Consider the following 21,486-nt stretch of genomic DNA (forward strand, 5'->3'; position numbering starts at 1 on the left):
TCTGTTCAACAAAGAAAAGGACCACAACTGTGGTCCTTTTTTAGTATGGCTATCTATCACCTTAAACTAAGCTTGCTTAGCTACGGTTTTTCTCGAGCTTTGCAAATAAACTCGACGTATCCCAACGCTTACCACCGATGGCCTGCACTTCTGAGTAAAACTGATCAACTAAAGCCGTTAACGGCAAGTGAGAACCATTGCGGCGCGCCTCATCTAGCGCAATACCTAAGTCTTTACGCATCCAGTCAACGGCAAAACCAAAATCATATTCGCCTTTCCACATAGTTTGATAACGATTTTCCATCTGCCAAGATTGCGCCGCGCCCTTGCTGATCACCTCAACAACTTTCTCACCATCTAAACCCGCACTTCGCGCAAAATGCAGTCCTTCAGCCAGCCCCTGAACCACACCTGCAATACAAATTTGATTGACCATCTTGGTAAGCTGCCCAGCGCCGACCTCGCCTAATAGTTCTGCGCAGCGGGCATAAGAGTCAATAACAGGCTTAGCGCGCTCAAACGTTGTTTGCTCACCACCGGCCATCACTGTCAATACGCCATTTTCGGCGCCCGCCTGTCCGCCCGATACCGGAGCATCGATAAAACCGATATCCAATAGCTTAGCCTCATCAGCTATCTCTCGAGCCACATCGGCGGATGCGGTGGTATGGTCAACCAAAATGGCCCCCGCACTCATTCCCGCTAATACACCGTTATCACCCAGTGTCACTTGGCGAAGGTCGTCATCATTGCCGACGCATACAAACACCATATCTTGGCCGCTTGCCGCTTCTCTTGGAGTCGTGCGGTGCTCACCATTAAATTCTTTTACCCAAGCTTGGGCTTTTGCTTCAGTACGGTTATAAACCGTAACCTGATGACCATGCTTAACTAAGTGACCCGCCATGGGATAACCCATCACACCTAAACCTATGAATGCAACCTTAGCCATTTTATGTCCTATTGTAGGGAATGTTGTTGGGAATATTTATAGTAATCTGTCCATTCTAAGGGCAAGGAGTACTAGAAACCAACTTTATTGAGGCAATAAAAAAGCTAGCCTAGGGCTAGCTTTAATGAACATAAACTTTAATGAGCTAACTCACTAAACTTGTGGCTGCAGATCCAGATGGGCCTGCATCTCTGCACCAATCTTCTTACGCATCTCCATCAATCGAATCGCTGACTCACGTAATTCAATATCCGCAGCTGATGTCGGCTTCCAATCAGGCACTTCCGTCGGTTGGCCTTCATCATCAACCGCTACCATGACTAGCACACAGTGAGTCGTTAATGCGCGCTCTGAACACTTAGGATCGCCAGCTCTTACATCGATGGCAAGGTGCATAGAGGTTCTACCCGTGTAGATAACCTTGGCCGTCACCTCAACAATATTCCCCACGTGAATCGGCTTTACGAAACGAATGCCGCCAGCATAAGCGGTAATACAGTACTTTCCGCTCCAACCTGCCGCACAGCCATAACCAGCGAGGTCAATCCACTTCATTACGGCGCCGCCATGTACTTTGCCGCCAAAGTTTACATCTGCAGGCTCTGCTAAAAACCTCAGTGTCAATTGTCTTTCTGTACCTGCCATATCTGGCCTCAATAATTTTGCTGACTATTGAGTATTTTACGCCAAATTCTTTACATCAGCACCTTTTAGCCAAACTGACTGACGAAAAAGCTACCAACTAACACTGTCGGTAGCGCTAAACGATAAAGCCAAAGCTGTGACTTCTCTCCTAACAATCTGCCACCATTAAACAGAGTGTAAGCACCAATGCCAGCAAGGAACAATGCCATCACTTGAATGCCGGCAAGAACGCTGTTGGCGTTACTCACATCGATCGCGGCAATCAGTAGCGCGAACCAAACCACAGTAAATGCGGCGACGGCTAAGTTGAAAGTTTTAACTCCCAATTGCAACTTGGGAAAGCGTGCTAATGACTCGCCCCGAATAAGCTCATTTATATTGGCAGTAATAATGCCTAGGATTGGCATGATAGGAATAACAATTGGATTAAGCACTTTTCGTGTTCCTCAGGTATGATCTGCGTTGAGCTCATCTGCGTGAGCTAAGAGCTGCAGTATCTGCCTAATAAGATCCGAATTCTAGCGACTTATCTTTACATTAAACAAGGTTAATCTAGCCGATATACTGTTTTAATATTTGGCTTAAATTGTGTGAATCACTTCAAATATCAAACTGCAAACGACATAAAAAAAGCGCCCTTAGGCGCTTTTTTTATGTTCGGAAAATCACCGACTACATTTTTTTAAACAGTAATGAGCCGTTAGTGCCACCGAAACCGAATGAGTTACATAGTCCGTATTCGAACTTATAATCACGGGCAGTGTGAGGCACAAAGTCAAGATCACAACCCTCATCTGGGTTATCTAAGTTTAGCGTAGGTGGAACCACCTGATCTTTCAGTGCAAGAATCGTTACGATCGCCTCAACTGAACCTGCGGCGCCTAATAGGTGACCAGTCATAGATTTAGTTGAGCTCACTAACAAGTCGTAAGCATGATCGCCAAATACAGACTTAACCGCGGCAGCCTCGGCCTTGTCACCAGCCGGTGTTGAAGTACCATGAGCGTTAATGTAACCGATCTCTTCACGGGCAACTTTTGCATCATTAATCGCATTAACCATTGCTGCAGCAGCGCCAGCACCATCACTTGGTGGTGATGTCATATGGAATGCGTCACCGCTCATACCGAAACCCACTAACTCGGCGTAGATTGTGGCACCACGAGCTTTAGCATGCTCATACTCTTCCATCACCATGACGCCAGCGCCATCGCCAATAACGAAACCGTCACGATCTTTATCCCAAGGACGACTCGCCGCTTCTGGATCGTCATTACGAGTTGATAGTGCTTTAGCAGAACCAAATCCGCCAACAGCTAGCGGACAAGTTACATCTTCTGCACCGCCAGCAACCATCACGTCCGCATCACCGTACGCAATGGTACGCGCAGCAAAGCCAATATTATGCACGCCTGTTGTACAAGCCGTGGTCACAGCAAAGTTAGGACCAGTCATGCCATATTTAATCGACAGATGACCCGCAATCATGTTGATAATCGTGCTTGGCACAAAAAACGGAGAGATTTTACGTGGGCCGCTTTTTAGTAAAGCAGCATGGTTTTGCTCAATCAGTGGCATACCGCCCATACCGGCACCAATTGCGGTACCTACACGAGCAGGATTAAGTTTATCCATCTCAAGGCCTGAGTCTTCAACGGCTTGAATGCCTGCAGCCATACCGTATTGAATAAACAGATCCATCTTACGCGCGTCTTTGCGAGACATGTACTGCTCGACATCAAAGTCTTTAACAGAACCGCTAATGCGAGTAGAAAACTCACTAGCATCAAATTTAGTTATCGGCGCGATACCACTCTTACCAGAAACTAGGGCCTTCCAAGAAGACTCCACTGTATTTCCCACAGGGCTGACTAAGCCTAAGCCCGTTACGACTACTCGACGTTTAGACACGCGGTCACCTTTTTACTTTAAAAATGAATAATGATGATAGCTGCAAAGAGATTGAACTACCAATACCTATACCCAGCATTTGAAAATATGGTTTCAACGGGTATGTGCCAGTTCTGGTTGGAATAATACTTAATCTCGATCGACAAGTATTTAGGGTAAATCGAAAAATTTAACTGCTAAAAAATGAACATCAACCAGCGGCTTTTACAAACAAAAACAGGCGGCAAAAATGCCGCCTGTTTTCAAGAATTCTAGATTACTGATTCTTAGAAACGTAATCGATCGCTGCTTGAACAGTAGTGATCTTTTCAGCTTCTTCATCAGGGATCTCGGTGTCAAACTCTTCTTCTAGAGCCATAACCAACTCAACAGTGTCTAGAGAATCTGCACCCAAATCGTCAACGAAAGATGCTGCTGATTTAACGTCTTCTTCTTTAACACCTAGTTGCTCGATGATGATTTTCTTTACACGTTCTTCGATGTTGCTCATTAGTTTTCTTTCCTATTCAAATTACGCACTTGCGCAAGATTGCGAGTAGTTTATTGAATTTGGCAGACATTGCAAGCTTAACTTTCGTGGTCTAACCACAATCGAGCCTACAGTTGATACAGATCACCCTAGAGTGATCACAGCCTGCCGATCCCTTTAAACCATGTACATGCCACCATTCACATGGAGAGTTTCCCCTGTGATATAAGCAGCAGAGTCAGACGCTAAAAAGAGGACTGCGTGAGCAATTTCCTGCGCCTGACCAAGTCTTTCCATTGGCACCTGAGACATAATAGCTTGTTGCTGCTCTTCCGTCAGCTCATCCGTCATATCTGTCTGGATAAATCCAGGGGCAATAGCATTAACTGTAATCTGACGAGATGCAACCTCTCTTGCAAGAGATTTTGTAAATCCAATCAGACCCGCTTTAGCTGCAGAGTAGTTAGTCTGCCCTGCATTGCCCATGGTGCCTACAACTGAGCCAATGTTAATAATACGGCCATGACGTTTTTTCATCATAGGTCTCATCACCGCTTTCGAGGTGCGGAACAAAGATGTCAGGTTAGTATCTATGATATCTTGCCATTCGTCATCTTTCATGCGCATTAATAAATTGTCACGAGTAATACCTGCGTTGTTAACCAAAACATCAACATCGCCTGCCTTTTCTTTTATCGTTTCAAACAAAGCTTTAACAGAATCAGCGTCAGTTACGTTTAAAACAAGACCGTGACCTTTATCGCCTAAATAGGCTTGAATCGCTTCTGCGCCACGCTCACTGGTTGCAGTACCGATAACGACTGCGCCAGCTGAAACTAATGTTTCTGCGACGGCACGTCCAATACCACGGCTAGCGCCTGTTACTAAGGCTACTTTACCAGTCAAATCAAAACTTATACTCATCAGATTTCCTTATTCGGTCAACGCCGTTAAAGAGGCCACATCGTTTACAGCTTGTGCTGAAAGCGAGCGATTAATACGTTTTGTTAGACCTGTTAGTACTTTACCAGGCCCTATTTCAAACAGATTGGTGATCCCATCGTTAGCCATTAACTCTACTGTTTCAGACCAACGTACAGGGCAATATAATTGACGCACTAGTGCATCTTTGATATCAGCAGCGGCATCTGGGCTTGCTACATCAACGTTGTTAATAACTTTTACTGAAGGCGTGTTGAACTCAATTGACTCCAGTGCCACTGCTAGCTTATCGGCAGCAGGTTTCATCAATTGACAGTGTGATGGCACACTAACTGGCAAGGCAACAGCCATCTTAGCGCCATTGGCTTTACACAGTGCTGCAGCGCGCTCAACAGCTTCTTTTTCACCAGCGATAACCACTTGGCCTGGGCTGTTGTAGTTAACTGGGCTAACCACTGCGCCTTCTGCAGCCTCTTCACACGCCTTAGCGATAGCGTCATTATCTAAGCCAATAATGGCAAACATAGCGCCAGTACCAGCTGGAACTGCTTGTTGCATCAGTTGCCCACGCAGCTCAACTAATTTAATCGCCGCTTCAAAGTCAATCACGCCAGCACATACAAGTGCAGAGTATTCACCTAAGCTATGGCCAGCCATAACACTTGGAAAACCTTTACCCGATGCTAAATAGGCACGGTAAATCGCTACGCTTGCAGCTAACAGTGCAGGCTGAGTCTTATCGGTTTCATTTAGGGTTTCTACAGGTCCTTGCTGAACCAGCTCCCATAAATCGTATCCAAGAACGTTGCTTGCTTGAGCGAAGGTCTCACCGACTACCGAATGAGTTTCGGCTAGTTCGGCTAGCATTCCTAATGCTTGAGAACCTTGTCCTGGGAATACAAAAGCTGTATTTTCCATATTAATCTACCTTCTAAATCGACGCCTGCTGACGGTTATCAGTCAGGCGTTATCTTAAGATATTATCTAAGACGATAATTAAAAACGAACTAAAGCACTTCCCCAGGCGAACCCTGCACCGAAGGCTTCAAGTAGCAATAGCTGACCACGCTGAATACGACCATCTCTAACGGCTTCATCCAGTGCGATAGGCACTGATGCCGCAGAGGTATTACCGTGCTTAGCCAGCGTTAGCACCACTTTATCTAAACTCATATCAAGTTTCTTTGCGGTTGCTTTAATAATTCTAAAGTTAGCCTGATGTGGCACTAGCCAATCGATCTCAGACTTATCCACGTTATTATGGCGCAAGGTTTCAGTTACAACATGAGATAACTGAGTCACTGCAACTTTAAATACATCATTACCTTTCATTGTCATATAACCGACGGCTTCAGAGGTTTCTCCTTTACGCGGCGGGATAGAACATTTTAGCAGATCGCCTTGGCGACCATCGGCAAAGATATGCGTCGAAATAATACCAGGCTCATCTGATCTACCGATAACCGCTGCGCCAGCACCGTCACCAAATAAAATAATCGTTGAGCGGTCTTCAGGCTCACACAAACGAGAAAGCACATCGGCACCGATCACTAACACATTTTTAGCTGCACCAGATTTTACAAACTGATCCGCTACAGATAAGGCGTATACAAAACCAGAGCAAGCTGCGGCGATGTCGAAGGCCGGAATAGTATGAACTCCTAACATGGCCTGTATTTCACATGCTGCCGCTGGAAACGCGTTGCTCGCACTCGTCGTGCCGCAGATGATCATGTCAATTTCTGTCGCTTCGATACCCGCCATCTCAATGGCTTTTAACGCAGCTTGATATCCCATGGTCGCAACGGTTTCGTCCGCTGCCGCGATTCTACGTTCTGAAATACCAGTGCGCTCCACAATCCATTGATCTGTGGTTTCAACCATCTGTTCAAGATCGTGATTACTACGCACCTGCACCGGTAGATAACTACCAGTACCAAGAATTTTTGTATGCATAAGGAATTTATCAGCTATTAATGTCTAAAAGAATCGACTCTAGACGATCTTCGATCATCTGCGGGAGTCGACGTTGCGCTTCGGTAACTGCCAAAGTAATTGCTTGTAAAAAAGCAGCTTCATCTGCGCACCCATGACTTTTTACTACAATTCCGCGCAATCCTATCAGACTTGCGCCATTATAGTGGTCGGGGTTCATCTGATTTAACAAAGAACGTATACGTGGGGCGATGATTTTAGCGAGCATCTTGACAAAAAAACCATCACTTAGGCTCTTTTTCAGTTGATGGATCAGTAAACGAGCAATGCCCTCTGAGGTTTTCAGAGTGATATTACCCACAAAACCATCACACACAATCACGTCTACATTACCTGAGTAAATCTCATCACCTTCAATAAAACCGGTATAGTTTATTTGAGGAATTTGTTGCAGTAACTGACCAGCTTGTTGAACCTGATCATTACCTTTAATCTCTTCGATACCAACATTGAGTAACGCGACCTTAGGTGAAACGGTTTTATCAACAGTTTCACTGAGTACCGACCCCATAACCGCAAATTGGAATAAGGTTTCGGAATCACAAGAAATATTCGCGCCCAAATCGAGTAAATAAACGGGGGTATTATTTACCGCGGGTAAACAGCTTACTAATGCTGGACGGTCGATACCTGGTAAGGTTTTAAGTAGTACCTTAGACATCGCCATAAGCGCGCCAGTATTACCAGCACTCAGACATGCCTGAGCCTTTCCGTCTCGAACTAACTCAATGGCTAAACGCATCGAGCTTTGCTTACGGTTTCTTAAGGCATGAACAGGCCGATCAGACATAGTAACCACTTCGGTCGTATGTTTAATCTCAATGCGGCTTTTTATTGCTGGTTCGGCAGATGCTAAATGTTCGTCGATCTGGGTTTTATCACCCACGAGTACGATTTTTAGAAGGGGGTTTAAGCGAAGTGCCTGCAAAGTTGCAGGCACTGTGATGCGGGGACCAAAGTCGCCCCCCATCGCATCTAACGCAAGCGTCAGATTTGTCATAAGGGTCTCAACAAATTACTTGTTGATAACCTTTTGACCACGGTAGAAACCGTCCGCAGTCACGTTGTGACGACGGTGTAGTTCACCACTCGTTGCATCCACAGATAGTTGAGCTGTGCTCAAAGAATCGTGTGAACGACGCATACCGCGCTTAGAACGAGATTTTTTATTCTGTTGTACAGCCATTGGCCCTGTCTCCTAGATTACTTGCTCTTCAGTTTTTCTAACACTGCAAACGGATTTGGACGCTCCTCTTGAGCGGGTTCGATCTCGCCTACAACTATGTCTTGTTTGCCTAGATGACAATCTTCATTCTCATGCATGGCAATCAAAGGCATAGCAATTATCAATTCATCTTCAATCAATTGATGTAGACGAATTTCGCCAATTTCATTGCACTCAATAGGCTCATACGCATCCGGGAGCTCATCGATTTCAGCTTCAGTCTTACAAAGTCCAAAACTAAACTCGACCGTAACCTCAGTGGTAAATAGTGTCATACAACGTTGACAATCCAGAGTGAGCTCCGTCACAGCCTTCCCGTTAAGGTAGACTATCCCCTGTATATCGACGCCGCATTCAAGCGACACTGCCACGTCAGAACAGTCGCCGGCACATAATTCATTTAATCGCTTTAACTGCTTACCAGGCACCATGCCTTCATATGAAATCTGGCTACTGGCAGCGCGAACGGGATCAATTGAAACCGGTATCTTTACTGTTTGCATAAGGCGCGCATTTTAGGTGAATTTTAGCAGAAGTCAATACTCTTGTATGTCCAAGATGAATAACCACTGTTTGATTCAGCTAAGTGAGTTGTTAGGTAACCGCATTGTACAAGAAACACAGCCGCCAATACATTATATTTCACCTATAAATGTGTTTAAGTGTTCGTAATTCCAGCGGCGCATTGTATTTTTGTGACCTTGTTAATAAAGCGCATCTATAAAAGGCTACTGTAAAAGTACTATCACGTTAAATTTATGGGTCAAATTTAGCGCTAGCATGCTCTAAGCTAACTTGTTGAATAATTTGATAACGACAAAAAGCCACCATTTGAGCTGAGGTTTTTCAGCCATAAGCTGATGCCCCTTGCCCAGCAGCGCAGCGTTAAAAAACGTTGTATAAATATAGGTTAACTTTAGCGTTCACTGGCATGCTTAACACCTGACGCCCAATGCACGACTACGTGGTCAAGTCTTGCAATCCCCTCCCTTGCAAGGGCACCGAGTACCATTGCAAACAAAATCGTAGGATAAAAAGGACGACTTACATCGCCACTAATGTGAACCACTACAGACAACATAATCAAAATCGCAATCCATAATTTAAGCATAATCTTAATCTTCTCTATAACCTATGTTCCAGCACACAATACGGTTTACGCCCTGTACCCAAGCTGAACATTACCTATTGATATCGATTTATATCAAATTACGATACAGACAGCACTTTTAGCCAGCCACCAGCGACTCTGTTACTGTTATTGCCATAATACTTACCGCCGTAACTAGTAAGCTCAATTACTCTCGATAAAACTTGCTTCGATGTAGCTACTTTAGTGACAATACTCTCTTCGCTACTAACGAGTTAAACTTGAGCTTGCTTAATTTAGTCTCCTTGTATAAGACTTCAGCAATAGATTCTAGCTTCCGTAAATATCACAAGGTCCATTATGTCCACTTCTATCGTTTTGGCTTCAACCTCCCCCTTTCGGCAACAACTATTAAAAAAGTTAGCATTGGAATTTGACTGCTGCTCTCCAGATGTCGATGAAACACCACTTGAGAACGAGTCTCCCACTGAATTGGTGTCGCGCTTAGCCAAGCTAAAAGCCGCTACAGGGGCAAAACAAAAGCCTAACTCGATTGTGATCGGCTCAGATCAAGTTGCCGTGATCAATAATCAAATCATCGGTAAGCCACTAAATCGTGAAACGGCCATCGCCCAGTTGACAGCAGCAAGTGGTCAATCGATTACCTTTTATACAGGGCTTGCCGTCCACAATGGGGTAACTGGTGCTGTAGAAACGATTGTTGAGCCGTTCATCGTGCACTTTCGCAGTCTGACCCTTGCACAAATCTGCAATTATGTTGATCTCGAACAACCTTATTACTGCGCTGGCAGTTTCAAGAGTGAGGGGCTTGGGATCGCACTGTTTGAAAAGCTAGAAGGAAAAGATCCAAACACCCTAATAGGTTTACCTTTGATCTCACTTATCGATCTTCTCCACCGTCAAGGTGTCGATGTGCTTTAAGCATTCGAATTGCCAGCCCAACACCGTCTGACAAATCCCCTGCAAACCTAGCGTTATTCAACTAAAATTTACGCTAGCAATTAAGCTTAGTCGTGAGTGCTTTTACTAAATGTTCGATGCAATTAGCTGAACCCAAAAAATTTTCAGTTCAATTACGAGAAGTTACGTCACTTACGGCTAATTTACCTTCTAGAAGGCAATGCTTAACGGCTTAATCACTCCATACTTCACGTGGCTCGATATAAGTTAATGGACTAGCTGGCAATATAGGTTTCTGGAATAGGGATATGACGGACATAGAACAAGCATTCGCTCTACTTGCAGCACCTTGCACCGATGAACAGTTTTTTTCTCGAGCATTAAAAGCTCTCACTCTCTTCACTGGTTGTCGCTGGGCAGGCTTTGCTCAACCGTCCGATATAAAAGGGTACGGGGAAGTCATAGCATTTTTCGATGGTGAGAATAACTTCCCACGCTTTAAATTTGAGCTAAAAGGTTCACCTTGTGAACGAGTATATCAAGATAACAAATGCCACCTTATCTTTAGCAGCGGTCTGCAGCAGATGTTCCCTAGTTTTGAGCTGATTAGAAAATTAGGCGCAGATAGTTACCAGGCAGAGAAAATTGTAAATGATAGTGGGGAGGTGTTTGGCCACATCTTCGTGTTGGACAGCAAGCCTCAGAAAGAAAACAGTAACTCAAATGAATTTTTTAGAGTGGTTGCACAACGAATAGGGGTTGAATACCAGCGTCATATCGTGAATCAAAAGCTGGAACAACGACATAAAATGATCGCTTCATCTGAACATTTAATGTCGTTTGTCGATAGACACTATATTTATCGAGTGGTATCTAAGGGCTATGAAACTCTATTTAATCTAACGCAAGAGCAGATTATCGGTAAAAGCGTTACCGAGCTGCACGGACTGAACGTATTCAAAAATCAAATAAAACCTCTACTCGACCGCACGTTTCAAGGAGAGCAGATCCAAACACAAGTTTGGGTACACCCACCTCAGCTTAGAAAGCCTCTTTTCTTGAGTGTCCACCATAATCCTTACTATGATCCCTTTGGGGAAATAAAGGGTTCAATTGTTTCTGCTCATGATATAACCGAACTTGAACAGACTAAGAGCAAAATCGAATATTTAGCAAACCATGATAGCTTGACAGGACTTGCCAATAGGCGCTCGCTGTTTTATCAGCTTGAAAAGCGACTCGAAGGGGAACGCAATAGTCACAAGGGACTCGCCATCGCCTATCTGGATATAGACAACTTTAAATCAATTAACGACAACTATGGCCACCAGGTTGGCGATCAAGTACTGGTAGCCGTGGCAAATATTCTCACTCGCACGGCCCTACACCAAGATACTATCTCGCGAATTGGGGGAGATGAATTTATCTTAGTGACGACTTTTGAGTACCAACAGACACATATAAGCAACCAAGTTCACCTCAATAGCTTACGACAGCAATTACACAATGCACTGTGTACCCAACTATTGATTAATGGTCACCGAATAAAAATCAGTGTCAGTGTAGGACTGCACCTAGTTAATGACTTTTCAGCCGAGCCCTCTTCATTAATTAATCACGCCGATAATGAAATGTTCAAACAAAAGCAAAGCCGAAGGATTGTTAATGGCCGAGAGTAACTTGCCGTTTGAGCGGAAATTATCATCAGACTATTTTCATCGTCTGATGATAATAGTCTTAAAAGATGTGAAATTTTAGCCCCGAGTCTTTTTTCGGGGCTATATTCGACTAACAAGCTAGAGTTAAGGGCTGTCAGGCTAGGTCTGAGCTAATTCAATTAGCAGCATAGCGACAGGAGCCTAGGCTAATATATTAAGTAACTCTATCGGTCTGTGAATAATGGCTTTGGGCTTAGCTAAGAGTAATTTAGATTCACTATGAGCTCCATAACTGACGCCCACTGCGTCGATACCTGCATTATTCGCCATATTCAGATCATGTAATGAGTCCCCAACCATTAAGGCCCGATTGGGATTGACTTTCAGCTCGTCTAACAATTCATGGATCATATCGGGATTAGGCTTGCTCTTTGACTCATCCGCGCAACGACTTGATTCAAAGTGATGGCCCAAACCTGTTTCAGCTAATACTCTATTTAGGCCATTACGCCCCTTTCCAGTAGCCACGGCTAACCGGTAATGACTCGCACTGAGCTGGCTCAATAACTCTTCACTACCGTCAAACAGTGGGCTTGGCGTCGTATTTAATGTTAAATAATGGTCTTTATACGAATTAATCATGGGTTCGAAGTCGACTGACGGCAACGTTGGATAAAGGGTCTTAAGCGCCTCCTCCATCGATAAACCTATCACGTCGCGGATTGCTAATTCTGAAGGCGCTGTGATCGATAGCGATTGCGCCATCTGCTGCATACAGGTAACAATTTTACTGATGGAGTCCATTAAGGTTCCATCCCAATCAAAAATGACTAATTCGTAAGGCTTCATACTTTCTTTAGCTTCTTTAAGGTTGATTCGAGTATTGTGTCTAATGGCGCTTTAACTTGCATCACCTCTTCCGTGTCTGGATGAGTAAATTTTAGCTGCGCCGCATGTAAAAACAGTCGATTTAAGCCTCGCTCGCGCATCGAGTCATCAAACTTCTGCTCACTGTATTTATCATCACAGGCAATAGGATGGCCTGTGTGTTGACAGTGAACGCGGATCTGATGAGTACGACCTGTAACCGGGCTTGCCTGCACTAATGTAGAGTCGCTATAGCGCTGCAAAATTTTAAAGCGCGTCTCAGACTCTTTACCCTCTTTGTTAACGCGAACAATACGTTCACCAGATTTAAGGGTTAATTTAAGTAAAGGCGCTTTAATCACCTTATCATGACTCTGCCACTCGCCTCTTACCAGCGCGACATAATCCTTTTGCATCTTCTTATAGCGAAGTTGATCATGCAGGTGCTTTAACGCGCTACGTTTCTTGGCAATAAGTAACACGCCCGATGTTTCTTTATCGAGTCTGTGTACCAATTCCAAAAACTTCTGTTGTGTACGTAGAGAGCGCATCGCCTCGATAACGCCAAACTCCACTCCGCTACCACCATGTACTGCAATACCAGAAGGTTTATTGAGTACAATGAGGAATTTGTCTTCATATAAAATGCGATCTTCAAGCTGAGACACTTTGGTTAATTTAGCTGAAGGACCCGGACGGCCTTCAGATTCAGAAACCCTAACAGGAGGAACCCGCACAACATCGCCATCGGCCAACTTATATTCCGGCTTAATACGCTTTTTATTAACCCGGACCTCCCCCTTACGCACGATCCGATAGATCATACTTTTAGGAACGCCTTTAAGTTTTGTCAGAAGAAAATTATCAATACGTTGTCCAACGTGATCTTCATCAATAGTGACCATTTGAACTTGTGCTTTTACGGGTGGAGTATTCATGCTGCGCCATCGTGTATTTCGTTGCCACGCATTGTACACAACTCAAAAGATTTATGCCTTTCCATTTGCTGATTTTATCTATTATTGCTATATTTCCCCCGCTATCGGTGATAAACAGTGGATAAAGTGTCCACAACTTACCGCAGCATAGCGTTACAGTATGAGACTAAAAATGTTTTAATTTTGATAGTAAATCATTGATTTACGGGTCGTTGTATCAATTAAAAAGCTAAACACACGCTTTCACGACTAAATCGAAATCAAAACCCAACTTACAACTGGTTTCTCTGCTGCATACGCCCAATTTCGAAGAATAATTTTAACTCGTCGTCAGACGCTACCGTTTCGAATTGGCATTACTGGAAAGTATTTAAAGAATTTATGGGGTTGGTTGACGTTTAACAACGAATTCCTTGTTTTTGTAAACATTAAAAAATAAGCCATAAATAGGATGCGACACGCAGAGAATGCGTCTAACAGCAATGCGCACCTTGCCTAGAGGCCGGCCGTGAGGTCCTGTTTAATAATCCTAGGCCCGTAATGCAGTGAAATAAGTATCGTTTGATGACCTATATTAAAGAAGAATTACGTCATCATGAAACGGATGTTAATCAATGCGACTCAATCTGAAGAGTTGCGCGTTGCCCTTGTTGATGGGCAACAACTTTATGATTTGGATATCGAAAGCCCAGGTCATGAACAAAAGAAAGCCAATATTTACAAAGGTACAATCACACGAGTAGAGCCGTCTCTTGAAGCGGCTTTCGTTGATTATGGTGCTGAACGTCACGGCTTCCTACCTCTTAAAGAAATAGCTCGTGAATACTTCCCTAAAGGTTACTCTTTTCAAGGCCGTCCTAGCATCAAGGAAGTGGTTAAAGAAGGTCAGGAAGTTATCATTCAAATTGATAAAGAAGAGCGTGGCAACAAAGGTGCTGCACTAACTACCTTTATCAGTCTTGCGGGTTCTTATCTTGTTCTTATGCCAAATAACCCTCGTGCAGGCGGTATTTCACGTCGTATCGAAGGTGATGAGCGTACAGAGCTTAAAGCTGCACTAGCAGAGCTTGAAGTGCCACAAGGCATGGGGCTAATCGTTCGCACCGCAGGTGTAGGTAAAGACCCAGCAGAGTTAAAGTGGGATCTTAAAGTACTACAACACCACTGGGCTGCGATTAAAGAAGCGGCAGAAAGTGCACCAGCGCCTTTCCTAATCCATCAAGAAAGTAACGTTATCGTTCGCGCCATTCGTGACTACTTACGCCGTGATGTTGGCGAGATCTTGATCGATCACCCACGCATCTATGAGCAAGCAAAAGAACACGTATCTCTTGTTCGCCCAGACTTTGTCGAGCGTATTAAGCGTTACGACGCTGAAGTGCCGCTATTTACGCATTACCAAATCGAAACTCAAATCGAATCTGCGTTCCAACGCGAAGTACGTCTACCATCTGGTGGCTCGATTGTAATCGATCCAACAGAAGCTCTTACCTCTATCGATATTAACTCAGCCCGCGCAACTAAGGGCGGCGATATCGAAGAGACAGCACTGAATACTAACCTTGAAGCAGCAGATGAAATTGCACGTCAATTACGTCTCCGTGACTTAGGTGGTTTAGTTGTTATCGACTTTATCGATATGACACCAGTACGTCATCAACGTGAAGTTGAAAAGCGCATGCAGGATGCCGTTCACCACGACAGAGCACGCGTGCAATTGGGCCGTATCTCTCGCTTTGGTTTGATGGAAATGTCACGTCAGCGTTTGCGTCCATCACTTGAAGAATCTGCAGCGCACCTATGCCCACGCTGTCATGGCCAAGGCACAATTCGTGGTACTGAATCTCTTGCGTTATCAATTCTTCGTCTAATGGAAGAGGAAGCCATCAAAGAGAACACATCGCAAATTGAAGCGGTTGTTCCTGTTGATGTTGCAGCTTTCCTACTAAACGAGAAGCGTAAAGCGATCCGTATTACTGAAAAACGCCATAACGTTGAAGTGTACGTGATCCCAGATCCAAATATGACGACACCGGATTACCGTGTTGTGCGTCATCGTAAAGATGATGAGATCAGTGAATCTAGCTATAAGCTACTTGAAAAAGAAGAGTCCAAGCTATACGAGCCGCGCAAACTGGAAAGAGCTGCCGCTCCACAGCCTGCGTTAAAAGGCTTCTCAACACCTAAGAAAGCCGCTGTCGAAACCAAGCCAGCAGCCCCTAAGAGAGCAGAACCTGGTTTATTTGCTAAGATCGCTGCTGCAATTAGTTCACTATTTGGTAGCAAAGAAGAGCCAAAAGCTGAACCAAAGAAGCAAGAAAAAGACAGCCGCAACAACCAAGGCCGTAACAATAACCGTCGTAATAGTAATCGCCGTAATGACCCACGTCGTAACCGCAATGAAAACCGTAACGACACTGAGCAGACTAAAGAGAAGCGCAGTAAGAACAGTCGTAATGATAGAAACGAAGACCGTTCACAGTCTCAGGAAGAGACTAGCAAGCGCCAACCTCGCGGTGATAAAAATCGCTCTCGCCAAGAGGCCAGCAACGAAAATGAACAGCCTAAGCAAGAAGCAGCACGTGAACGTCGTCAACGTCGTAACATGCGTCGCAAAGTTCGTGTAAGTAACGAAGCTGAAGAGGTAAAAGCGGAAGTGGCTAAAGTTGATGCTCCAGCGCCAACAAAAGCAACTAACGAAGACAAGCCTGCTAAGCCAAAGCGTCAACCACGTAAGCCTAAGGCTAAAGTTGAGGCGGTTGAAGCTGCAGAACAAGTTGTTGCGGCTACAGTGGTTGAAGCGCCTGCTGAAGCGCCAAAGCCTGCAGTTGAAGATAAAGTTGAAACTAAGGTAGAAGCTAAGGTCGAAGCACCTGCTGAAGCGAATGTAGAAGCCAAGGTAGAATCAGCTGAAGAAACGACTTCAGAAGAAAATGCTCGTGAGCCTCGTGAAGGTCAACGCAGAAGCCGTCGTAGCCCGCGCCACCTACGTGCTGCAGGACAGCGTCGCCGCCGTGATGGCGAAGCAGCTCAGCAAACAGAAGAAGGTCAAGCAGCAGTTGTGGCAGTAGAGCCTGTAACAACGGTAGTTGAAAGCACCTCTGATGTTGTCGTTGTCGCACCAGCCGAAACTGTTACTGCTGAAGCTAAACCAGTAGTTGAAGCCAAAGCTGAGGCTAAGCCTGTAGTTGAAGCTAAGCCAGAAGCTGAAGCTAAACCAGAAGTTGAAGCTAAGCCAGAAGTTGAAGCTAAACCAGAAGTTGAAGCTAAGCCAGAAGTTGAAGCTAAACCAGAAGTTGAAGCTAAGCCAGAAGTTGAAGCTAAGCCAGAAGTTGAAGCTAAGCCAGAAGTTGAAGCTAAACCTGWAGTTGAAGCTAAACCAGAAGTTGAAGCTAAGCCAGAAGTTGAAGCTAAGCCAGAAGTTGAAGCTAAGCCAGAAGTTGAAGCTAAGCCAGAAGTTGAAGCTAAGCCAGAAGTTGAAGCTAAGCCAGAAGTTGAAGTTGAAGCAAAACCAGCAGCAGAAGCTAAAAAGGTAGAAGCATCTTCAAAGACCGCTTCAGCTCCAATGGCAAAACCAGCAGCAATTGATCCAAGCGTTGAAAAAGTCGCTGAAGCCGCTCCAGTAGCAGAGCCTAAAGAAGTTGCACCTGCCGCTGAAAGCAAACCTGTTGTAACAAAACCAGTAAGCCGTTTTGGTTCTATGGTGATGTCAGAAACGACCAAACCCGTCGTTGAGAGCAGAGAAAATGTCGCTACCCCAACGGGTCGTCAATATGAAGCCTCTGAATCAAGAGAAGCTGCTAAGCCAAGAACAGCAAATAGCGCTAACTCAGATATGACTCGTGCATAAACTCGGTTAACAATTTGCATTAAAAGCCATGCTTTATAGCATGGCTTTTTTATTTTAAAGCAGGCCAAATTTTGTTAGTATTCGCGGCCGACACTCACTACTAATTCAACAGTTTTTTAACAGAGGCTAAATGTTCGATCTTATTCGTCACAAAACCGCTAGTCATAGAGCAGATTTACTTTCAGGACTCACCGTAGCCTTAGCTTTGGTCCCAGAGGCGGTTGCATTTGCATTCGTTGCTGGTGTGGAGCCTATGGTTGGCTTATATGCCGCTTTCATCATGGGCCTTATCACCGCACTAATTGGCGGCCGTCCTGGCATGATTTCAGGTGCAACTGGCGCAATGGCCGTTGTGATGGTAGCCCTTGTCGCCGAGCACGGCGTTCAATACCTATTTGCAGCCGTGGTACTTGCAGGCTTAATTCAAGTCTCGGCAGGTGTGTTTAAGCTAGGTAAGTTCATTCGAATCGTTCCCTACCCTGTCATGATAGGTTTTGTAAACGGTTTGGCTATTGTGATCTTCTTAGCACAACTTGGTCAATTCAAAGCGCCTGACGCCAACGGTGTACTCAGCTGGCTACCGCAAGATCAGCTACTGCTAATGCTAGGCCTAGTTGCTCTTACAATGGCAATTATTCAGTTCTTACCTAAGCTGACAACCGCAATACCATCGTCTCTGGCAGCTATCTTGACAGTGACCTTACTGGTTACCTTCTTTAACCTAGATACTCGTACCGTATTAGACTTCCTAAAGTCGATGAGTGGTAACGAAAATGCGACGATTGCGGGTAGTCTACCGACCTTCTCTATTCCTGCTGTTGAGTTCAATTTAGAGACGCTTTATATCATTCTTCCTTACTCGCTTATCCTTGCGGCTGTGGGTTTGATTGAGTCACTGCTAACGCTGACTGTTATCGATGAGATGACTGGCACCCGAGGACGTGGTAATAAAGAATGTATTGGTCAAGGTGTGGGTAACATTACTAGCGGCTTCTTCGGTGCAATGGGTGGCTGTGCCATGATTGGTCAGTCGATGATTAACATTAACTCTGGCGGACGCGGACGTCTATCGGGGATCACTGCCGCACTTGCTCTGCTTGCTTTCATCCTATTCGGTTCAGCACTTATCGAGATGATCCCACTAGCGGCTCTCGTTGGTGTGATGTTTATGGTGGTTCTCGGTACATTCGAATGGGCTAGCTTTAAGGTAATGCGCAAAGTGCCTAAGCACGATGCATTCGTTATCATCCTTGTGACCATTGTGACTGTCTTTACCGATCTAGCATTTGCGGTATTCGTTGGTGTTATCGTTTCAGCTTTGGTTTTCGCATGGGAACATGCAAAGCACATCAACGTAGAGATCAGCGAAGATCAAAACGGTTGGAAAGTTTATAAGCTAAACGGCCCGCTATTCTTCGGTTCTGTTGCAGAGTTCCTAGAGCTGTTCCATGCTAAGACAGATCCCCAAGATGTTATCGTTGATTTCCAAAATTCACGTGTATGTGATCACTCAGCATTAGATGCCATCGATACACTTGCAGAGCGTTACGTAGGAGCAGGCAAACGATTACACTTACGCCATTTAAGTCGTGACTGTAAGAAGCTACTGGATAAAGCTGGTGACTTAGTAGAGGTCAACCTGATTGAGGATCCTCACTATAAAGTGGCTGACGATAAGTTAGATTCGTAAATCGATTCAAGCAGATACAAAATCATAAAAAGACGGGCAGTGCCCGTCTTTTTTATTTCCTATTACCGGCTCAAATAATTACTTTACCTCAAAAAGGAAGCTTATTTTAACCTATCAGCAAACAGAGCTTTCACTTTATCAACCTTAGGTTTCACCACCATTTGGCAATAGGGTTGCTCTCCGTGTCGCTCAAAGTAATCGTTATGGTAATCTTCAGCAGCAAAGAAACCATCGTAGGCAACCACTTGGGTCACGATTGGATCCGGCCACGCCGCAGCTTTTGTTAAGTCGTCTATCATTTTATTGGCGATTAAAGCCTGTTGCTCATTATGAATAAAGATCACCGAACGATATTGCGGCCCCACATCATTACCTTGCCGGTTTAATGTCGTAGGGTCGTGACTTTGCCAAAACACTTCAAGCAAATTTTCAAAGCTAACTTCTCGTGGATCAAACGCTATCTGCACCACCTCAGCATGTGCGGTATTACCACTGCATACGGCTTTGTAATTCGCATCATCAGCTTCTCCACCTGCATAACCAGAAGTCACTTTGCTAACCCCTTGAATCGCAGAAAATACCGCCTCAATACACCAAAAACAGCCCCCACCGAATGTCGCAAGCTCAGTGTTTTTTGAATCGTCCAGCAATTCATCGATAGGTTTAAAAATCATAGAGACTGAATTAACACAATGCCTAATATTGTTAGCTGTTAACTGCTCACCTTCAAACACATGCCCCAAATGAGCATCACATTGGGCACATACAATCTCGACTCGCATTCCGTCCGCATCAATATTGCGCCTTATAGCCCCTTCTATCTCATCATCAAAGGCAGGCCAGCCACAATGGGCGTTAAACTTGCTTTCAGAACGATATAAAGGCGCATCGCACTTTTTGCAGCAATACACACCTTGGGCATCATGCTGATAATACTCACCACTAAAAGGCCGCTCGGTCCCTTTTTGCTCAATTACATACTTTTCAAATTCTGTTAGTTTACGCATCTATGCTTCTCTACCAAAATGTTAGCTATAAACGTCTCTAGGCTAGACTCATTGCCAATACCTATCATTGGCCTCTTAAGCGCGCTTCAGTACCAATAGACCCTGTACATTAGCAAAAGCTTTCAAGTTAGTGTTCAACCTTACCGCAAAAAATCCTCATCTTCCTAACTAAGAATAGTCACTCAATATCGCTTAATTGCTAGCAACAAACACAACCAAAAAAATCGAACATATTTTACAAAAATATATAACCGCCTTGTCGATAGCTAACTGACTAACTTTTCACAGATTATCAAGAGAATTACTCACACTATTTTTAATGCCAAACAATCGAGATGGTGATCTATATCACATTGGTTTGCGTCACTCGTTTGTCATCGTTACACTTGTTTTGGGTTTAATAATAAGAAGAATCAAAATGATATTAGAAACAATAGATTACCAAACAAACGATGCAGCTGAGAAATTTGTATCTTCACTCAGAGAAACAGGGTTTGGTGTACTAACTAACCATCCTATCGACAAGGATTTGGTTGAGAAGATCTATCAAGAATGGCATGCATTCTTTAACACGGAAGAGAAGCGCAGTTTTCTATTTAAGCCAGAAACCCAAGATGGTTTTTTCCCTGCCGAAATATCAGAAACCGCCAAAGGTCACACGGTTAAAGATATCAAAGAGTATTTCCATATTTACCCTTGGGGCCGCATTCCGGACTCACTGAAAGATAACATATTAACGTATTACGATAACGCCAATACTCTAGCCGCAGAGCTACTACAGTGGGTTGAAGACCATTCCCCAGAAGAGGTTAAGCAGAAGTTTTCAATCGCCCTACCCAAGATGATTGAAAACAGTCAAAAGACACTATTAAGAGTACTGCACTATCCGCCTATGTCTGGCGATGAAGAGCTGGGGGCGATACGCGCCGCCGCTCATGAAGATATCAATCTATTAACTGTACTTCCTGCTGCAAATGAGCCTGGGTTACAAGTACAGCTAAAGGATGGAAGCTGGATCGATGTACCCAGTGATTTTGGCAATTTAATCATCAACATTGGCGATATGCTACAAGAAGCCTCCGGTGGTTATTACCCATCAACAAGCCACCGCGTGATTAACCCAGAAGGGATGGACAAAACCAAGTCTCGTCTTTCACTACCGCTCTTTTTACATCCAAATCCAGAAGTTAAACTGTCAGATAAATACACAGCCGACAGCTACCTGATGGAACGCCTCAGAGAATTAGGGGTAATTTAGGCTTATTCACACTCAATAAGTGCCCAATAAGCGCCTTAGGGCGCTTTTTGTTTGTTAAACTTAAACAG

20 protein-coding genes are annotated in these 21,486 nt (G+C 44.4%); 5 read left to right on the top strand and 15 right to left on the bottom strand.

The window, feature by feature from the left end:
• Positions 1–76 precede the first annotated feature (76 nt).
• The 12 genes from L1D44_RS12730 to L1D44_RS12785 form a co-directional block, all read right to left on the bottom strand.
• Positions 77–952: an NAD(P)-dependent oxidoreductase gene (locus L1D44_RS12730; protein WP_239891150.1), complete on the bottom strand. Its 876-nt coding sequence runs from the start codon at positions 950–952 to the stop codon at positions 77–79.
• Positions 953–1,105: 153 nt separating this feature from the next.
• Positions 1,106–1,597, bottom strand: coding sequence for an acyl-CoA thioesterase (locus L1D44_RS12735; protein WP_239891152.1), 492 nt, complete (start codon positions 1,595–1,597; stop codon positions 1,106–1,108).
• 65 nt (positions 1,598–1,662) lie between these two features.
• Positions 1,663–2,031, bottom strand: coding sequence for a hypothetical protein (locus L1D44_RS12740; protein ID WP_239891154.1), 369 nt, complete (start codon positions 2,029–2,031; stop codon positions 1,663–1,665).
• Positions 2,032–2,269: 238 nt separating this feature from the next.
• Positions 2,270–3,508 (bottom strand): beta-ketoacyl-ACP synthase II, encoded by a 1,239-nt coding sequence (fabF, locus tag L1D44_RS12745; protein ID WP_239891156.1) that lies wholly within the window; start codon positions 3,506–3,508, stop codon positions 2,270–2,272.
• 256 nt (positions 3,509–3,764) lie between these two features.
• Positions 3,765–3,998, bottom strand: coding sequence for an acyl carrier protein (gene acpP / locus L1D44_RS12750; RefSeq protein ID WP_011496723.1), 234 nt, complete (start codon positions 3,996–3,998; stop codon positions 3,765–3,767).
• 156 nt (positions 3,999–4,154) lie between these two features.
• Complete coding sequence (gene fabG, locus L1D44_RS12755) at positions 4,155–4,901, bottom strand: 3-oxoacyl-ACP reductase FabG (protein ID WP_239891157.1); 747 nt, start codon at positions 4,899–4,901, stop codon at positions 4,155–4,157.
• Positions 4,902–4,910: 9 nt separating this feature from the next.
• Positions 4,911–5,837, bottom strand: a complete 927-nt coding sequence (fabD, locus tag L1D44_RS12760; protein WP_239891159.1) for an ACP S-malonyltransferase — start codon at positions 5,835–5,837, stop codon at positions 4,911–4,913.
• 78 nt (positions 5,838–5,915) lie between these two features.
• Entirely contained in the window at positions 5,916–6,875 is a 960-nt protein-coding gene (locus L1D44_RS12765) for a beta-ketoacyl-ACP synthase III (RefSeq protein ID WP_239891161.1), read from the bottom strand.
• A gap of 10 nt (positions 6,876–6,885) precedes the next feature.
• Entirely contained in the window at positions 6,886–7,914 is a 1,029-nt protein-coding gene (gene plsX, locus L1D44_RS12770) for a phosphate acyltransferase PlsX (RefSeq protein ID WP_239891163.1), read from the bottom strand.
• Positions 7,915–7,929: 15 nt separating this feature from the next.
• Positions 7,930–8,100, bottom strand: coding sequence for a 50S ribosomal protein L32 (rpmF, locus tag L1D44_RS12775; protein WP_020913118.1), 171 nt, complete (start codon positions 8,098–8,100; stop codon positions 7,930–7,932).
• A gap of 17 nt (positions 8,101–8,117) precedes the next feature.
• The gene (yceD, locus tag L1D44_RS12780) at positions 8,118–8,642 is read right to left on the bottom strand and encodes a 23S rRNA accumulation protein YceD (protein ID WP_220767556.1); all 525 of its coding nucleotides are present in this window, start codon (positions 8,640–8,642) and stop codon (positions 8,118–8,120) included.
• Between the two features lie 413 nt (positions 8,643–9,055).
• The gene (locus L1D44_RS12785; RefSeq protein ID WP_239891165.1) at positions 9,056–9,250 is read right to left on the bottom strand and encodes a hypothetical protein; all 195 of its coding nucleotides are present in this window, start codon (positions 9,248–9,250) and stop codon (positions 9,056–9,058) included.
• A gap of 339 nt (positions 9,251–9,589) precedes the next feature.
• Here L1D44_RS12785 and L1D44_RS12790 point away from each other — a divergent pair, with 339 nt between their 5' ends.
• Entirely contained in the window at positions 9,590–10,171 is a 582-nt protein-coding gene (locus L1D44_RS12790) for a Maf family protein (protein WP_239891167.1), read from the top strand.
• A 287-nt stretch (positions 10,172–10,458) separates the two neighbouring features.
• The gene (locus tag L1D44_RS12795; protein WP_239891169.1) at positions 10,459–11,829 is read left to right on the top strand and encodes a GGDEF domain-containing protein; all 1,371 of its coding nucleotides are present in this window, start codon (positions 10,459–10,461) and stop codon (positions 11,827–11,829) included.
• 180 nt (positions 11,830–12,009) lie between these two features.
• On the opposite strand, the gene L1D44_RS12800 is transcribed toward L1D44_RS12795, so the two are convergent.
• A complete protein-coding gene (locus L1D44_RS12800) occupies positions 12,010–12,657 on the bottom strand; it encodes an HAD-IA family hydrolase (RefSeq protein WP_239891171.1) in 648 nt (215 codons plus the stop codon).
• Positions 12,654–13,613 carry a 23S rRNA pseudouridine(955/2504/2580) synthase RluC gene (gene rluC / locus L1D44_RS12805; protein ID WP_220767561.1) on the bottom strand — a complete coding sequence of 320 codons (960 nt, stop codon included), beginning with the start codon at positions 13,611–13,613 and terminating at the stop codon, positions 12,654–12,656. The genes L1D44_RS12800 and rluC overlap by 4 nt, the downstream gene beginning before the upstream one ends.
• Positions 13,614–14,208: 595 nt before the next feature.
• Here rluC and rne point away from each other — a divergent pair.
• Both rne and L1D44_RS12815 read left to right on the top strand, forming a co-directional pair.
• Positions 14,209–17,463, top strand: a complete 3,255-nt coding sequence (rne, locus tag L1D44_RS12810) for a ribonuclease E (protein ID WP_239891173.1) — start codon at positions 14,209–14,211, stop codon at positions 17,461–17,463.
• Positions 17,464–17,593: 130 nt separating this feature from the next.
• On the top strand, positions 17,594–19,153 hold the full coding sequence (locus L1D44_RS12815) for a SulP family inorganic anion transporter (RefSeq protein WP_220767563.1): 1,560 nt from the start codon (positions 17,594–17,596) through the stop codon (positions 19,151–19,153).
• 101 nt (positions 19,154–19,254) lie between these two features.
• On the opposite strand, the gene L1D44_RS12820 is transcribed toward L1D44_RS12815, so the two are convergent.
• Positions 19,255–20,160, bottom strand: coding sequence for a bifunctional methionine sulfoxide reductase B/A protein (locus tag L1D44_RS12820; RefSeq protein ID WP_239891176.1), 906 nt, complete (start codon positions 20,158–20,160; stop codon positions 19,255–19,257).
• 418 nt (positions 20,161–20,578) lie between these two features.
• On the opposite strand from L1D44_RS12820, the gene L1D44_RS12825 reads away from it, so the two are divergent.
• Entirely contained in the window at positions 20,579–21,418 is an 840-nt protein-coding gene (locus L1D44_RS12825) for a 2OG-Fe(II) oxygenase family protein (protein WP_239891178.1), read from the top strand.
• The last annotated feature ends 68 nt before the right edge of the window (positions 21,419–21,486 follow it).

It is taken from the genome of Shewanella sp. Isolate13, assembly GCF_022398325.1.
In the GTDB taxonomy this organism is placed as follows: domain Bacteria; phylum Pseudomonadota; class Gammaproteobacteria; order Enterobacterales; family Shewanellaceae; genus Shewanella.

Excerpts from the sequence above, each read along its gene's own strand:
- L1D44_RS12730 (WP_239891150.1), bottom strand. The coding sequence starts at position 952 with ATGGCTAAGGTTGCATTCATAGGTTTAGGTGTGATGGGTTATCCCATG.
- fabG (WP_239891157.1), bottom strand. The coding sequence starts at position 4,901 with ATGAGTATAAGTTTTGATTTGACTGGTAAAGTAGCCTTAGTAACAGGC.
- L1D44_RS12735 (WP_239891152.1), bottom strand. The coding sequence starts at position 1,597 with ATGGCAGGTACAGAAAGACAATTGACACTGAGGTTTTTAGCAGAGCCT.
- L1D44_RS12820 (WP_239891176.1), bottom strand. The coding sequence starts at position 20,160 with ATGCGTAAACTAACAGAATTTGAAAAGTATGTAATTGAGCAAAAAGGG.
- L1D44_RS12825 (WP_239891178.1), top strand. The coding sequence starts at position 20,579 with ATGATATTAGAAACAATAGATTACCAAACAAACGATGCAGCTGAGAAA.
- L1D44_RS12785 (WP_239891165.1), bottom strand. The coding sequence starts at position 9,250 with ATGCTTAAATTATGGATTGCGATTTTGATTATGTTGTCTGTAGTGGTT.
- L1D44_RS12790 (WP_239891167.1), top strand. The coding sequence starts at position 9,590 with ATGTCCACTTCTATCGTTTTGGCTTCAACCTCCCCCTTTCGGCAACAA.
- L1D44_RS12795 (WP_239891169.1), top strand. The coding sequence starts at position 10,459 with ATGACGGACATAGAACAAGCATTCGCTCTACTTGCAGCACCTTGCACC.
- acpP (WP_011496723.1), bottom strand. The coding sequence starts at position 3,998 with ATGAGCAACATCGAAGAACGTGTAAAGAAAATCATCATCGAGCAACTA.
- fabD (WP_239891159.1), bottom strand. The coding sequence starts at position 5,837 with ATGGAAAATACAGCTTTTGTATTCCCAGGACAAGGTTCTCAAGCATTA.
- L1D44_RS12765 (WP_239891161.1), bottom strand. The coding sequence starts at position 6,875 with ATGCATACAAAAATTCTTGGTACTGGTAGTTATCTACCGGTGCAGGTG.
- L1D44_RS12815 (WP_220767563.1), top strand. The coding sequence starts at position 17,594 with ATGTTCGATCTTATTCGTCACAAAACCGCTAGTCATAGAGCAGATTTA.
- rpmF (WP_020913118.1), bottom strand. The coding sequence starts at position 8,100 with ATGGCTGTACAACAGAATAAAAAATCTCGTTCTAAGCGCGGTATGCGT.
- L1D44_RS12800 (WP_239891171.1), bottom strand. The coding sequence starts at position 12,657 with ATGAAGCCTTACGAATTAGTCATTTTTGATTGGGATGGAACCTTAATG.
- rluC (WP_220767561.1), bottom strand. The coding sequence starts at position 13,613 with ATGAATACTCCACCCGTAAAAGCACAAGTTCAAATGGTCACTATTGAT.
- yceD (WP_220767556.1), bottom strand. The coding sequence starts at position 8,642 with ATGCAAACAGTAAAGATACCGGTTTCAATTGATCCCGTTCGCGCTGCC.
- plsX (WP_239891163.1), bottom strand. The coding sequence starts at position 7,914 with ATGACAAATCTGACGCTTGCGTTAGATGCGATGGGGGGCGACTTTGGT.